Raw genomic sequence first — 13,718 nt, 5'->3', positions numbered from 1 at the left:
TGCAACACATTTATTTCGCGCTAAAAATTTAATCTCCATCATATTTCCTAACTCAACTAAAGATGCAGACAGAAAGTATAATGTAATATTTTCGTCACAATACAATAACCACCTTACCAGCGTGCTTGTTTTCCCAGCACACCTAAAAGTTAAGCGTCGTGTCACCTTTGATATCGTGAGGAAGTATGAAACTCAAAACCCAAGCCTACATACTGTCGGCCATTATTTTAACTGCGCTTCTAGCTTTAACTGCCACCGGCTTATGGACATTGCGAGTTGCCAGCAGCTTAGACAATCAAGCTCGAGTTACCGAGCTGTTCAGAAGTGCCTACAGCATTTTAACCGAAGTCGAGAAAATGGCTGCCGAAGGCAGCATGCCTGAAGATCAAGCGAAAGCTTTAGCCACTCGCCTACTGCGCAATAACATTTACAAAGATAACGAGTATGTTTATGTCGCTGACGACAATATGGACTTTGTTGCCGCCCCGTTAGATCCCCAATTACATGGCACCAGCTTCCACGACTTCAAAGATGGCAACGGCGATAGTGTCGGTCAATTGATTCTTGATGTATTAGGCAAGTCAAAAGGTCAAATGGTGGAGTACACCTGGACACAAAAACTGCCTGACGGCTCGATTGAAGAAAAACATTCGATTGCAGAAAAAACCCCACACTGGGGCTGGGTGGTAGGTACGGGTATTGGCTTTAATGAAGTCAATGCTCGCTTTTGGTCGACGGCACAGTGGCAGTTAGCAATGTGCCTAGTGATCGCAGCTAGCATCTTAACCATTCTAATTGTCGCTATTCGCAGAATACTGGCGCTCCTTGGCGGCGAACCTCATGAAGTACACAGTGCTGTTCGAGCAGTTGCAAATGGCGAAATCCAAACTTCGTTTACTAACGACGCACCTCAAGGCAGTATTTACCACGCTGTACAACAAATGAGTCTTTCCTTAGCGCAACTGGTCAATAACCTCGATTCATCAATGGTTGCCTTACGTCAAGAGCTTGTCAGTCTGGAAGACCGAGCGTCATCCATTACACAACTGACCGACTCTCAGCAGCAATCTACCGCGATGATCGCCACTGCAATGACTGAAATGGCATCATCAGCCAACAATGTGGCCGACTCTGCCAGCGACACAGCACGCAACACGGATGAAGCAGACAAGCAGAGCCAGCATACTCAGCAGTTGATTCATAATACTGTCGATAACATCCAAGGTTTGGCCGCACAACTTGGCACTGCGAGCCAAGCGGTGTCCGACCTAGATAATGATGTAAACAATATCGTTAAAGTTCTCGATGTCATTGGTGATATTGCTGAGCAAACTAACCTACTTGCTCTCAATGCGGCGATTGAAGCTGCGCGAGCAGGCGAACAAGGTCGAGGATTCGCGGTTGTAGCAGACGAAGTTCGTAATCTTGCTGGTCGCACTCAATCTAGCACCAAAGAGATTCAGCAGATGATTACCAACCTGCAAGAAGGCTCTCGTAACGCTATCCAAACAATGGATGTATGTGCTGCCACCAGCCAAAGCACGGTAGAAGAATCGCAACACGCTTCTGAAGCACTTCAGCAAATCGTAGTAGCACTGGAGTCTATTTCACAAATGAGTCATCAGATCGCCACTGCTGCCGCAGAGCAAACCGAAGTGAGTGACGACATTTCAATGCGGATTAATATGATTGAAGAGAGTGGCAGCCAATTAGGTAATGTCGTGATCGAAAGTCACAATAGCACGCAAAGCCTTGCGCAACTGGCTAATGAGCTTGAAAACTGGATGAGCAAGTTCACCGTTAAGCACTAATCAGAACCTAAACCGACAAAAGCACGCATATTGGCGTGCTTTTTTATCTTCTAAGCAACATTATTTCTATGCTTTTAGGTGCTAAAGTCCGCTTTGCGCAAAGCGAAATTGAGGGTAAACGAACAAAAACAGCCCATTAAGTATAGAAAAGCAACAAACGATATTTTTTTTGCAATTTAATGTTGACCTGAAAAGCGAAAAGCCGTTTAATACACCTCGTCGCCCGGATAGCTCAGTCGGTAGAGCAGAGGATTGAAAATCCTCGTGTCGGTGGTTCGATTCCGCCTCCGGGCACCACAATTTCTCGTTGTTGGTGCTTAGCACGAACGACAAAAAAAAGAATACAGTGCGCCGACTTAGCTCAGTAGGTAGAGCAACTGACTTGTAATCAGTAGGTCACCAGTTCGATTCCGGTAGTCGGCACCACTTATTAAATATAGTTCCTCCTTAGCTCAGTTGGTAGAGCGACGGACTGTTAATCCGCAGGTCGCTGGTTCGAGCCCAGCAGGAGGAGCCAATTTCAATCGATGAGATATTAGTCTTGTTGATTAGGCGCCGACTTAGCTCAGTAGGTAGAGCAACTGACTTGTAATCAGTAGGTCACCAGTTCGACTCCGGTAGTCGGCACCACTTATAAAAATAGTTCCTCCTTAGCTCAGTTGGTAGAGCGACGGACTGTTAATCCGCAGGTCGCTGGTTCGAGCCCAGCAGGAGGAGCCAATTTCAAAAGCCAAGTCTCACGACTTGGCTTTTTTTATTTCTTCGCATCTTATCACAACAAACTTGCTAACAACCTCACCGCTTCAAGTGAAGGTGCATTCGGCATGTCATAATTGCCTCCAGTTGCAACAATCACAGCTTGCTCGTTCGGCAACATCACTATGTACTGCTCACCAATTCCCACTGCGGCAACCGCACCACCCACACGTGATATCTGCCAGAAATGAAGACGATAACCCATACTATAGCTATAAAACGAGCTCGAGCGCAGCATATCAAACCAATGTGAAGCAACGATTTGACTCCCCTGATAATGACCGCGATTAAGCCACATCAAACCAAACTTCCCCATATCAAGCGGAGATAGCATCAATCCCCAATCCGCTCCAGGTTCATTGCTACCATGCTGAGTTAACCAACGATAGTTGCTAATCCCTAATGGTTTAAATAGTTTCTCACGCATTACCTCCGCAAAAGGCTGGTGATATAGACGCTCAATTATTTTAGACAACCCTACCGTCGACAACCCACTGTAGGCAAAGCGACTGCCCGGTTCAAAAGCAAGCTTGGTTTCTAAGAACATAGCTTGGAGATCTTTAGCCATATAGTGGCGATTAAATACATTACCTGACCCTTGACGATAAGGAGTCGCTAGTTCATCTAGCGCATACCCTGTCGACATGTTCATCACATCACGAACAGTTATCGACATTTTGCTGACTCGATCAGCTTGCTGATATTCAGGGAAAAGTGAGAAAACCGGGACATCTAAGTTGGCGAGCTTACCTTCGTCAATCGCGATAAATACCAATGTCGCGACAAATGATTTGGTCACCGAATGTAGGTTGTGTAGCTGATGCGCCCCAACAGGCACGTTAGAGGTTTTTTGGTTGCCAAAGGTACCTCCACCCTGCCGGTGCAGTTCAAATACCTTCTCGCCATTTTGCCAAGCAATTAAGGAGTGTATGTTATTGGACTTACCACTCATGACCCGCTCAACGACGGGGTCAAACTTACTTTGACTTTGGACCACGTCAATATCAGCTGGCCCACATCCACTGATTGCCATTAGCAGTAATGCAAAAAATAGTCTTTGATATCGCATATCACCCCCACGGTTACTCTGGGGGTTACTAAAGCAAAAACCGCCATAGATTACAGCGTGCTGCTAAAGACATAAAAAAAGCGTGCGACCAACCACACGCTTTTTTATCGATGTTAATTACCTATCAATAACTAGTTGATGGCTTTTTGACTGGCTTGATTGCGCTGTTTAACCTCTTCATCAAGTTCAGCCAACTTCGCGACCATTTGCTCGCGACAGAGGTTGGCAAGTTCACGAACTTGCTCTTTACGGTAACCTTCGGTACTCACTGGAGGAAGCATTTCCACAATTACATGACCGTTGTCCCAGCGGTTAAACTTAATGCCATCTGTCGAACTGCACACAATAGGAATGACACCAACCTGTGCACCAATTGCGGCGTGAAATGCACCGGTTTTAAATGGCAGTAAGCCACGACCGCGTGAGCGAGTCCCTTCTGGGAACATCCACACCGAGACATCACTGCTTTTCATATTGTCGACAACCTGATCTATCGTCCCTACCGCTTTACTGCGATTAGCACGGTCAATCAAGATATTCCCCGTCAACCAGTAGAGCTGACCAAACAAAGGGAGCCATGCCAAGCTCTTCTTACCGACCGTCACCACTTTTGGTGTCACCGCAGAAGAGACTGTAAATAGATCCCAGTTATTTTGATGGTTAGCAATATAGATATGCTGACCTCGTGTGTACGCATCCTCAGGAATGCGCAGTTCTAGTTTAATACCAAAAACGCGCGACATCTTGCCGAACAAGCGCCCAAAGGTGAATACGTGTTTTGGGTTGCGAGGGCTTAATAAGCAATAACCACAACCAAATACAAACATGACTATCGCGAAAATCGCGACGGCGAAAACACGTAACAGTGCAATCATTAACGCTCTCCAAATACGGATGAGAAAGGACAGTGGCCATAATTTAACGGATCTTACGGCCATAAAAAAGCCGAAACCTGAGTTTCGGCTTACATTTGTTAGCTAAAGGCGAGTTCGTTAGTCACGAAAACGTTCAATCTTCGCACCCAGTGCCGACAATTTATCTTCAATCTTATCGTAGCCACGATCGATGTGGTAAATGCGGTCAACAATGGTTTCACCTTGAGCAATACAGCCAGCGATAACCAAGCTCGCTGATGCACGTAAATCCGTCGCCATTACTTGCGCGGCGCTGAGAGTCTCTACATCGCCACAGATTACAGTATTACCCTCAATCTCAGCTTTGGCTCCCATACGCATAAGTTCAGGCACATGCATAAAGCGGTTTTCAAAGATGTTTTCGGTGATCACACCACCACCTTTAGCCATCATGTTCAACAGTGTAAACTGCGCTTGCATATCGGTAGGAAAACCTGGGTGAGGAGCGGTACGAACTGTCACGGCTTTTAGCTCGCGTCCTGTCATGTCTACTGAAATCCAGTCTTCACCAGTTTCAACTTTCGCTCCAGCCTCTTCCAGCTTGGCCAATACCGCTTCAAGCAAATGCGCATGCGTATTACGACACACTACTTTACCGCCAGAGACTGCCGCTGCAACAAGAAAAGTTCCCGTTTCGATACGGTCAGCCACAACTGCGTGCTTACCACCAGCCAGACGCTCAACACCCTCGATAGTGATGGTGTCAGTACCTGCACCAGAAATTTTGGCACCTAGCTTGTTAAGAAAGTCAGCAGTATCGACTATTTCAGGTTCACGTGCGGCATTGTCTAATACCGTTGTACCTTCGGCTAAAGTCGCAGCACACATAATGGTAATCGTGGCACCAACGCTCACTTTGTCCATCACGATGTGAGCCCCTTTAAGGCGACCATCAACCGATGCCTTTACATAACCATCTTCTAACGTAATGGTCGCACCTAGTTGCTCTAAACCGTGAATGTGTAGGTCTACAGGTCGTGCGCCAATCGCACACCCACCTGGTAGAGAAACTTGGCCTTGCCCAAAACGCGCAACGAGTGGGCCTAGTGCCCAAATAGAAGCACGCATCGTCTTTACAAGGTCGTATGGTGCGCAAAACTCATTAATACTGCTTGGATCAACGTGCACGGAGCCGTTACGTTCAACCTTCGCGCCTAAACGTTTTAGCAATTCCATTGTCGTGTCGATGTCACGCAGGTGAGGAACGTTAGTTACCTCCACAGGTTCTTCCGCCAAAATTGATGCAAAAAGAATTGGAAGGGCGGCATTCTTCGCACCCGAAATAGTGACTTCACCCACTAATGGCTGCTTAGAACCAGTTACTCGAAATTTTTCCATTACTAAACCTTATAGTGACATCAACTTCTTATCACGAGCCCACTCTTCTGGCGTATATGCCTTAATAGAAAGAGCGTGGATGTCATTTCTTTGAATATACTCCATCAGCGGAGCATAAATAGTTTGTTGTTTCTTAACGCGACTCATTCCATCGAAACAAGCATCAACAGCGATCACTTCGTAGTGGCTACCCTCGCCCTTAACGTGTAGTTCTTCTAGCTTTAGTGCTTCGTTTAATATCTGTTGTACTTTTGCGCTATCCACAATTTACCTCTAAATTAGTTCTTTATGTGCTCAGCAATGTATTTATCTACATTACTTAACGCCAGCAAAGTGCTAAGTTGCGCTGGCACGAAGCTGAACATTATATGACAGTTTTGTTTTTTTGCATGCTCTAAAAGATGAATCAACATCACCATACCAGCAGAGTCTACCCGTTCAATTCCAGCAAGATTCAACTCCAACTCTGATTGATTGGGTTGCCATTGCTTAATCGCATTCCACAGTGCAGGCACGCTATCACGATTAACAGGACCAGTAAGCATACTAAGATGTTCATCCGTTTGCTGCCATTGAGGGTGCTCAATCATTGCTTAGCCTCAAAGCGAATCGGTTGAGCTGCAAGGCTTTCAAGGTCTTTAGCCACGGCTAACACCCCTTCTTGGCGCAACTTACTACTCCACTCTGATTGCTTGCTTGAGAGTAAGCTGATGCCTTCCGCCACCATATCGAAAACCTGCCACTCACCACTACGCTTATCTTTGCGGAGCTTAAACTCAAGTTTAATGTTTGGACGCGGAGTATCAACAATATCCACTTTTACCGTGGTTATCGACTTTCCAGCCTCAACCTTTTTCTCTGGTTCAAACTCTAACTGCTGATCCGTATATTGAGTCAGCACTTGCGCGTATGAAGCAATTAAGTACTCACGAAATGCTTGCATAAATTCCAGCACATCCGCTTTCTTGGCTTTTTTCACATTTGGACCCAGAACTTTAAGTGCCGCATACTTGTAGTTAACGTAAGGCATTAGCTCTTGTTCAACGATCACTTTTAGGTGATTAGGATCTTGCTTAACCATTGCCTGCTCGGCTTTAAGGCGATCAAAGGCAATTTCAGCCACACCCGTCATCATTTGATAGGGTTGGGTTTTATCAATTTCAACCGCATTAGCAGCCACTGGCAGCCAAAGTGCACAAATTAAAACTAGAAACTTCTTTAACATTTTTACTCTCCTGCCTTAGATCCGCCACCAACGCTATACAGCACTTGACCAATAAGATCCTCAAGCACCAAGGCAGACTTGGTATCTTCAATATAGTCGCCATCCACCAGCATTTGTTCATCTTCAAACACAAACCCTGGCACGAGGCCAATATACTGCTCGCCAATTAGACCAGACGTTAAGATCTGCACACTAGATGTTTCAGGGAACTGATCAAACTGACTGTTGATAGCCATTTTTACTACTGGCAACAATGATTCAGGGTTGAGACTAATCGCCGTCACACGACCAACCACTACACCGCCCACTTTGACTGGTGAACGCACTTTCAAACTGCCTATATTGTCAAACTCGGCACTCACCGTGTAAGTATCGTTTGAACCCAAGCTTTTTACGTCAGCAACTTGAAAAATCATAATCAAAACTGCGCAAATTCCTGCCAATACAAAGCTACCAACCCATAATTCTGTTTTACGTGTCTGTTGCATGATTAATTCCCGAACATCAATGCGGTCAGTACAAAGTCTAGTCCAAGTACTGCCAGAGAAGAGTGTACTACTGTGCGAGTTGTCGCACGGCTGATGCCTTCCGAAGTCGGAATCGCATCGTATCCATTAAAGAGCGCTATCCAAGTTACAGTGATAGCGAATACTAAGCTCTTGATAAAGCTATTACCGATATCTTGGCCAAGATCGACAGAGGCTTGCATGGTTGACCAGAAGCTACCATGGTCGATCCCTTTCCAATCAACCCCGACTAACTGTCCGCCCCAAATCCCGACAGCCATAAAAATCATCGTGAGCAGCGGCATTGAAATTACCCCAGCCCAAAAACGTGGTGCAATCACGCGCTTGAGAGGGTCCACCGCCATCATTTCCATCGATGATAACTGCTCTGTTGCTTTCATTAAGCCAATCTCAGCCGTCAAAGCGGAACCTGCACGACCGGCAAATAAAAGGGCGGTAACCACAGGACCTAGCTCACGTAACAAAGACAGTGCGACCATCTGACCAAGCGCTCCCTCTGCACCAAAATCGATCAAAATGACATAGCCTTGCAGGCTCAACACCATACCAATAAACAAGCCTGACAGCAGAATGATCAGAAGTGACTGAACGCCTACACTGTAAAGCTGCTTGATTAACAAAGGGGCATTTTTGATCGGCTGAGGACGACTCGCTAACGCACCGAAGAGCATCAGAGTTGCGCGACCAAAAACGCGACAAGTCGACATCGTTCGACGCCCCGTCGCGGCAACAAATTCAATCAGATGATGCATCATCGAAATAGATCCTCGGCAATAGGTTTGGCAGGGAAACGAAATGGCACAGGACCATCCGCATCACCCAATAGAAACTGCTGAACTTGAGGATCAGGGTTATCTCGCAACTCTTGCGGAGTGCCACAAGCGATTACCTTGCCATTCGCAAGGATATAAACCCAGTCTGCAATGCTCATTACTTCGGGTACATCATGCGACACAACAATCGATGTCACGCCTAACGCTTGATTTAAATTGCGGATCAACTCTACAAGTACCCCCATCGTAATCGGGTCTTGCCCAACAAATGGTTCGTCATACATGATCAATTCAGGGTCGAGAGCAATCGCCCGGGCAAGTGCAGCTCGGCGCGCCATCCCCCCTGATAGCTCGCTCGGCATTAACTGCGCCGCGCCACGTAAGCCAACCGCTTCAAGCTTCAGCAATACCAAGGTATGGATCAGCGTTTCATCCAGCTCAGTATGCTCTCGCAATGGAAAGGCAACGTTATCAAAGACGTTCAGGTCGGTAAAAAGTGCGCCAGACTGGAAAAGCATGCTCATCTTTTTTCTCACTTGATAGAGCTTGCGGCGACTTAATTTAGGAATGTCGAGAGCATCAAACAACACCGAACCGCTGTCAGGTGCCAATTGCCCACCGATCAGTCGCAGTAGGGTTGTTTTTCCGATCCCAGATGGCCCCATAATGGCAGTCACTTTGCCTTTGGGAACATGTAGGTTTACGTGATCAAAAATCGTCCTATCTCCTCTTGAGAAAGTGACATCTTTGAGCGTAACCAAATCACTTGATGACATTAGGTACTCGTCGTCAGAATCCTTGTTGAATAGGCAATCATAAGCAGATTACCTAATAATTAAAAGCACTGTTCAATTAAATGTGACGCTTCTAGAACACCAGTTATCTCTTTAACCACAAATGTAATTACATAATGTGCAACAAATAATTCAATCTTCAGCTTCCCTTTTATACGGCAACAAGTCAAAATTGGCGGTTAAATTGTTCAGTTTGTCGATAAGTTGGGAAATATCATGTTTGAAGCGGTTGCGTTCCTTATAGTTGGTCTCATTTTCTTAGTTTGGAGTGCAGATCGATTGGTTTACGGTTCTGCAGCACTTGCAAGAAACTTTGGTATCTCGCCACTTGTCATTGGTATGACGATCTTAGCCATGGGCTCATCTGCACCAGAAATGATGGTCTCTGCCACCGCCGCATTAGATGGAAAAACAGACACTGCGGTGGGTAATGTTCTCGGCTCAAACATCGCGAACATCGCTTTAATCTTAGGTATTACTGCACTAATCAAGCCGCTTTCAATTAGCTCTGCTGTATTACGTCGCGAGTTACCACTCATGATCGCCGTTACGGGTGTTTCCGGTGTCATTCTTTGGGACAACCACCTTGGTTTTATGGAAGGTGTGCTGCTTTTCATCCTATTTATCGCTTTCATTCTGGCGATGCTGCACATTAGCCGTAAAGAAAAGAAAAATGGCGATATTATGTTAGACGAACAAGAGTCTGAAGTACCGGAAGGCGTCAACAACTGGAAGGCGATACTCTGGGTAGTAGTGGGTCTTATCGTATTACCATTATCCGCCGATACACTGGTCGACAGTTCGGTTGTTATCGCCAAATACTTCGGTATGAGTGATCTGGTGATTGGCTTAACTATCATTGCCGTCGGAACCAGTTTACCTGAGTTAGCCGCCTCTGTTGCGGGGGTGATGAAAGGTGAAGATGATATGGCCGTGGGTAACATCATCGGCTCTAACGTATTTAATATACTCGCGGTAATGGGTATCCCGGGCATTCTCAACCCATCCATACTCAGCGAGTTTGTCATGGGACGTGATTTTTGGGTCATGCTTGGTGTTTCCCTATTACTTGTCGTGATGGCACTTGGTAAGTCTCGCAGCATCAATCGATTTGAAGGTGCGGTGCTGTTTGTTATTTTCATTGCCTACCAAGGCTATCTCATTGCCAATATGACCGCTTAACTGATTGCAGGAATTTCAAATGTTTGACTACCGCAAAGCTGCGCTAGATGTGCTCAACACTGAAGTGGAAGCGCTGCAGCAACTTGACCAGTATTTTGATGAAAACTTTGTCGCCACATGTGACACCATCTTGAACAACAAAGAGGGAAAAGTTGTTGTAATGGGGATGGGTAAATCCGGTCATATTGGAAATAAAATAGCGGCAACACTCGCCAGTACTGGTACCTCATCATTTTTTGTTCACCCAGGTGAAGCCGCCCATGGTGATTTAGGCATGATTGAACCGGGTGATATTGTTCTTGCGATATCAAACTCAGGTGAAGCGCACGAAATCCTCTCACTTTTTCCTGTGCTTAAACGCTTAAAAATTACTATCATCAGCATGACAGGTAAGCCAAACTCGACCATGGCGAAGTTGGCAGATATCCACCTGCAAATCACGGTTCCTAAAGAGGCTTGTCCAATTCAATTGGCTCCGACCTCAAGTACCACTGCAACTCTGGTGATGGGTGATGCCTTGGCAATGGCGCTAATGCAAGCCCGTGGTTTTACAGCAGAAGATTTTGCCTTGTCACATCCAGGTGGAGCACTAGGTCGCAAGCTACTCCTCAAACTCGAAGACATTATGCATACCGGCGACAAACTACCGTTAGTTTCGCCAGAGACCTTGATTCGAGATGCGCTACTGATGATCAGCGAGAAAGGGCTTGGTATGACTGCTGTGGTTGATAACGCACTACAGCTACAAGGTATTTTTACCGATGGCGACCTACGTCGAATTTTAGACAAACGCATCGACATTCATTCTACCTGCATCGGTGATGTAATGACGAAAAATCCAACTGTTGCCAGCCCTAACATGCTGGCTGCAGAAGGAGTAAACTTAATGCAAGAGAAAAGCATTAACGGATTACTGCTTTGCCAAGATAACCAAGTAGTCGGTGCATTGAACATGCACGATTTACTTAAAGCTGGAGTAATGTAATGACGACAAAAGTCGCCACACTTTACGGACAGGTAGACACAGAAATTCTTGAAATCGCTAAACAGATCAAATTGTTGATCTGCGATGTCGATGGGGTGTTTTCTGATGGTCTAATCTATATGGGCAACAACGGTGAAGAGTTAAAAACCTTCCACACTCGTGACGGCTACGGCGTCAAGTCACTGATGAATGCAGGCATCGAGATTGCCATCATCACTGGTCGTCGTTCGCAAATTGTCGAGAACCGAATGACAGCATTGGGTATCTCCCTGATTTATCAGGGACAAGATGACAAAGTGAAAGCTTATCAAGACATTTGCCAAAAACTCAATATCGCACCAGAACAAACTGGCTATATTGGTGATGACTTAATTGACTGGCCAGTGATGGAAAAAGTCGCACTAAAAGTTTGCGTCGCAGATGGGCATCCCCTACTGGCACAGCGAGCAAACTATGTGACTAACATTCGTGGCGGTCATGGTGCCGTACGAGAAGTTTGTGACTTAATTTTGCAAGCTCGAAACGAACTAGACGTGCATAAAGGTTTAAGTATATGAGTCTCACTCGTATCGGATATTTGGTTTTGATCGCTATTATTGCCGCCTCAGGTTACTACTTGATGCGCGATCAAGCTGATTACGATATACAGGTAGAACCGGATGTCGAACTACCCATTTTTACGGGACAAGGCTTGGTCAACACCTCATTCAATGCACAGGGTGTTCGTAGCTATGTGATAACATCGGCGCGTTTAAACAATTATGCCAGTAATGGCGACACCATTTTTGAATACCCTGTTTTGAAAGTTTATCAACAGGGCAGCACTCAAGAATGGGAGATCACAGCGGATCACGGAACACTTAGTAAAGATCATGTTTTGGTACTGAAAAGCAATGTTCTCGCTAAAAATTTACTACCCGACTCCGGCTTTGACACTTTATCAACTGACACAATAAGCATTCAGTTAGATAATCGAGATTTTTGGGCAGACAACCAAGTCACATTGGTCGGCCCGCAGTTTGAAACCGTCGGTCAAGCGATGAAAGGTAATTTCGCTGAGAATACCGCAACACTCTACAAACATGTACAAGGCAGATATGAAACTCTCACACCTTAGTTTAATCGCCTGCTTGTTTGCTTCAACACAGGCTCTAGCGCTGTCGACAGACCGCGAGCAACCTGTGTACATTGATTCAGACAGTCAGCAGCTTGATATGCAGAGCAACCAAGTCACCTTCCTTGGCGACGTAAAACTTAAGCAAGGCAGTATTAACATCAATGCTGACAAGATCGTTGTAACTCGTGACAAAGCAGACGGCTCAATTAAGAAAATTGAAGGCTATGGCAAACTCGCCACCTTTTCACAGTTAACCGATGACGGTAAGACATTGCATGGTGAAGCTAAAGAGCTTTACTACGATGTGAACCAAGATCAGTTAACGATGATTGACCAAGCAATGCTGGCACAAGATGACAGTGAAATTCGTGGTAACCACATTCGTTACCACATTTCATCACAGAAGCTCATTGCTGACGGTAAGCAAAAAGGCGACCGCGTACAAACCGTACTTCAGCCTCAAGCAGTACAAGAATAATTATGGCGATTTTAAAAGCAGAGCACTTAGCCAAGAGCTACAAAAACAGAAAAGTGGTCTCGGACGTTAGCTTAGCGGTTGAGTCTGGGCAAATTGTGGGCCTTCTAGGGCCAAACGGCGCAGGTAAAACAACCTCGTTTTACATGATCGTTGGTCTAGTGGCTCGCGATGAAGGCAGTATCAGCATTGACGGGCAAGATATTAGTATTCTGCCAATGCATAGCCGCTCGCGTATGGGTATCGGTTACCTACCGCAAGAAGCCTCCATCTTCCGTAAACTCTCTGTGCAAGACAATATTATGGCCGTGCTCGAAACTCGTGAAGAGCTCACTCGTGAAGAGCGCCAAGATAAATTGGAAGATTTATTAGAGGAATTCCACATTCAGCACATACGCGAAAGCGCAGGTATGGCACTATCAGGGGGCGAGCGTCGGCGCGTTGAGATCGCACGCGCCTTGGCTGCCAATCCACAGTTTATCTTGCTGGATGAGCCATTCGCTGGTGTTGACCCTATTTCGGTTATCGATATTAAAAAGATCATTGAACATCTCCGTGATCGTGGCTTAGGTGTATTGATTACCGACCATAACGTTCGAGAGACTCTTGATGTATGTGAAAAAGCCTACATCGTAAGCCAAGGACATCTAATTGCAGAAGGTACACCAGAAGACGTACTTAACAACGAACAAGTTAAGCAAGTTTATCTCGGTGAACAATTCCGACTATGATTAATAAAAAGTCTGTAGAAC

General features: G+C 45.8%; 16 protein-coding genes and 5 tRNA genes. 12 read left to right on the top strand and 9 right to left on the bottom strand.

All coding sequences use genetic code 11. From position 1 onward, the window contains the following. The first annotated feature begins 185 nt into the window (after window positions 1–185). The 6 genes from GZK95_RS01765 to GZK95_RS01740 all read left to right on the top strand — a co-directional run bounded on the left by GZK95_RS01765 (window position 186) and on the right by GZK95_RS01740 (window position 2,531). Window positions 186–1,811, top strand: a complete 1,626-nt coding sequence (locus GZK95_RS01765; protein WP_075716407.1) for a methyl-accepting chemotaxis protein — start codon at window positions 186–188, stop codon at window positions 1,809–1,811. Window positions 1,812–2,032: 221 nt separating this feature from the next. Continuing rightward, window positions 2,033–2,108: transfer RNA gene (locus GZK95_RS01760), tRNA-Phe, on the top strand. A 53-nt stretch (window positions 2,109–2,161) separates the two neighbouring features. Then, a tRNA-Thr gene (locus GZK95_RS01755) sits at window positions 2,162–2,237 on the top strand. A gap of 15 nt (window positions 2,238–2,252) precedes the next feature. Next, window positions 2,253–2,328 (top strand) — tRNA-Asn (locus tag GZK95_RS01750). Between the two features lie 37 nt (window positions 2,329–2,365). Next, window positions 2,366–2,441: transfer RNA gene (locus tag GZK95_RS01745), tRNA-Thr, on the top strand. A gap of 14 nt (window positions 2,442–2,455) precedes the next feature. Continuing rightward, a tRNA-Asn gene (locus GZK95_RS01740) sits at window positions 2,456–2,531 on the top strand. Window positions 2,532–2,583: 52 nt separating this feature from the next. On the opposite strand, the gene GZK95_RS01735 is transcribed toward GZK95_RS01740, so the two are convergent. The 9 genes from GZK95_RS01735 to mlaF all read right to left on the bottom strand — a co-directional run bounded on the left by GZK95_RS01735 (window position 2,584) and on the right by mlaF (window position 9,189). After that, window positions 2,584–3,636 carry a serine hydrolase domain-containing protein gene (locus GZK95_RS01735; protein ID WP_075716206.1) on the bottom strand — a complete coding sequence of 351 codons (1,053 nt, stop codon included), beginning with the start codon at window positions 3,634–3,636 and terminating at the stop codon, window positions 2,584–2,586. A gap of 131 nt (window positions 3,637–3,767) precedes the next feature. Further along, window positions 3,768–4,511, bottom strand: a complete 744-nt coding sequence (locus tag GZK95_RS01730; protein ID WP_075709746.1) for a 1-acylglycerol-3-phosphate O-acyltransferase — start codon at window positions 4,509–4,511, stop codon at window positions 3,768–3,770. A gap of 117 nt (window positions 4,512–4,628) precedes the next feature. After that, window positions 4,629–5,888, bottom strand: a complete 1,260-nt coding sequence (gene murA / locus GZK95_RS01725; protein WP_075709745.1) for a UDP-N-acetylglucosamine 1-carboxyvinyltransferase — start codon at window positions 5,886–5,888, stop codon at window positions 4,629–4,631. A gap of 9 nt (window positions 5,889–5,897) precedes the next feature. Continuing rightward, on the bottom strand, window positions 5,898–6,152 hold the full coding sequence (gene ibaG, locus GZK95_RS01720; RefSeq protein ID WP_075709744.1) for a BolA family iron metabolism protein IbaG: 255 nt from the start codon (window positions 6,150–6,152) through the stop codon (window positions 5,898–5,900). 14 nt (window positions 6,153–6,166) lie between these two features. Then, window positions 6,167–6,478, bottom strand: coding sequence for an STAS domain-containing protein (locus GZK95_RS01715; protein ID WP_075716207.1), 312 nt, complete (start codon window positions 6,476–6,478; stop codon window positions 6,167–6,169). Continuing rightward, window positions 6,475–7,113 carry a phospholipid-binding protein MlaC gene (mlaC, locus tag GZK95_RS01710; protein ID WP_075716208.1) on the bottom strand — a complete coding sequence of 213 codons (639 nt, stop codon included), beginning with the start codon at window positions 7,111–7,113 and terminating at the stop codon, window positions 6,475–6,477. The genes GZK95_RS01715 and mlaC overlap by 4 nt, the downstream gene beginning before the upstream one ends. A gap of 2 nt (window positions 7,114–7,115) precedes the next feature. Further along, the gene (mlaD, locus tag GZK95_RS01705; RefSeq protein ID WP_075716209.1) at window positions 7,116–7,601 is read right to left on the bottom strand and encodes an outer membrane lipid asymmetry maintenance protein MlaD; all 486 of its coding nucleotides are present in this window, start codon (window positions 7,599–7,601) and stop codon (window positions 7,116–7,118) included. Window positions 7,602–7,603: 2 nt separating this feature from the next. Continuing rightward, window positions 7,604–8,395, bottom strand: a complete 792-nt coding sequence (gene mlaE, locus GZK95_RS01700) for a lipid asymmetry maintenance ABC transporter permease subunit MlaE (protein ID WP_171972121.1) — start codon at window positions 8,393–8,395, stop codon at window positions 7,604–7,606. Beyond that, window positions 8,392–9,189, bottom strand: a complete 798-nt coding sequence (gene mlaF / locus GZK95_RS01695; RefSeq protein ID WP_075716210.1) for a phospholipid ABC transporter ATP-binding protein MlaF — start codon at window positions 9,187–9,189, stop codon at window positions 8,392–8,394. Before mlaF ends, mlaE begins: the two co-directional genes overlap by 4 nt. A gap of 234 nt (window positions 9,190–9,423) precedes the next feature. On the opposite strand from mlaF, the gene GZK95_RS01690 reads away from it, so the two are divergent. Genes GZK95_RS01690 through lptB form a run of 6 tightly spaced genes read left to right on the top strand, consistent with a single transcriptional unit; the run spans window position 9,424 to window position 13,697 of the window. Next, entirely contained in the window at window positions 9,424–10,389 is a 966-nt protein-coding gene (locus tag GZK95_RS01690) for a calcium/sodium antiporter (RefSeq protein ID WP_075709739.1), read from the top strand. A gap of 19 nt (window positions 10,390–10,408) precedes the next feature. Then, a complete protein-coding gene (locus tag GZK95_RS01685) occupies window positions 10,409–11,374 on the top strand; it encodes a KpsF/GutQ family sugar-phosphate isomerase (protein WP_075716211.1) in 966 nt (321 codons plus the stop codon). Beyond that, complete coding sequence (gene kdsC, locus GZK95_RS01680; RefSeq protein WP_075709737.1) at window positions 11,374–11,931, top strand: 3-deoxy-manno-octulosonate-8-phosphatase KdsC; 558 nt, start codon at window positions 11,374–11,376, stop codon at window positions 11,929–11,931. Before GZK95_RS01685 ends, kdsC begins: the two co-directional genes overlap by 1 nt. Continuing rightward, entirely contained in the window at window positions 11,928–12,491 is a 564-nt protein-coding gene (gene lptC, locus GZK95_RS01675; RefSeq protein WP_075709736.1) for an LPS export ABC transporter periplasmic protein LptC, read from the top strand. The genes kdsC and lptC overlap by 4 nt, the downstream gene beginning before the upstream one ends. Beyond that, complete coding sequence (gene lptA / locus GZK95_RS01670; protein ID WP_075716212.1) at window positions 12,472–12,969, top strand: lipopolysaccharide transport periplasmic protein LptA; 498 nt, start codon at window positions 12,472–12,474, stop codon at window positions 12,967–12,969. The genes lptC and lptA overlap by 20 nt, the downstream gene beginning before the upstream one ends. A gap of 2 nt (window positions 12,970–12,971) precedes the next feature. Beyond that, window positions 12,972–13,697 (top strand): LPS export ABC transporter ATP-binding protein, encoded by a 726-nt coding sequence (gene lptB / locus GZK95_RS01665; protein ID WP_075709734.1) that lies wholly within the window; start codon window positions 12,972–12,974, stop codon window positions 13,695–13,697. The last annotated feature ends 21 nt before the right edge of the window (window positions 13,698–13,718 follow it).

Origin of the sequence: Vibrio panuliri (assembly GCF_009938205.1) — a bacterium.
In the GTDB taxonomy this organism is placed as follows: Bacteria; Pseudomonadota; Gammaproteobacteria; order Enterobacterales; family Vibrionaceae; genus Vibrio; species Vibrio panuliri.
This window is presented reverse-complemented; position numbering and strand designations above follow the sequence as displayed.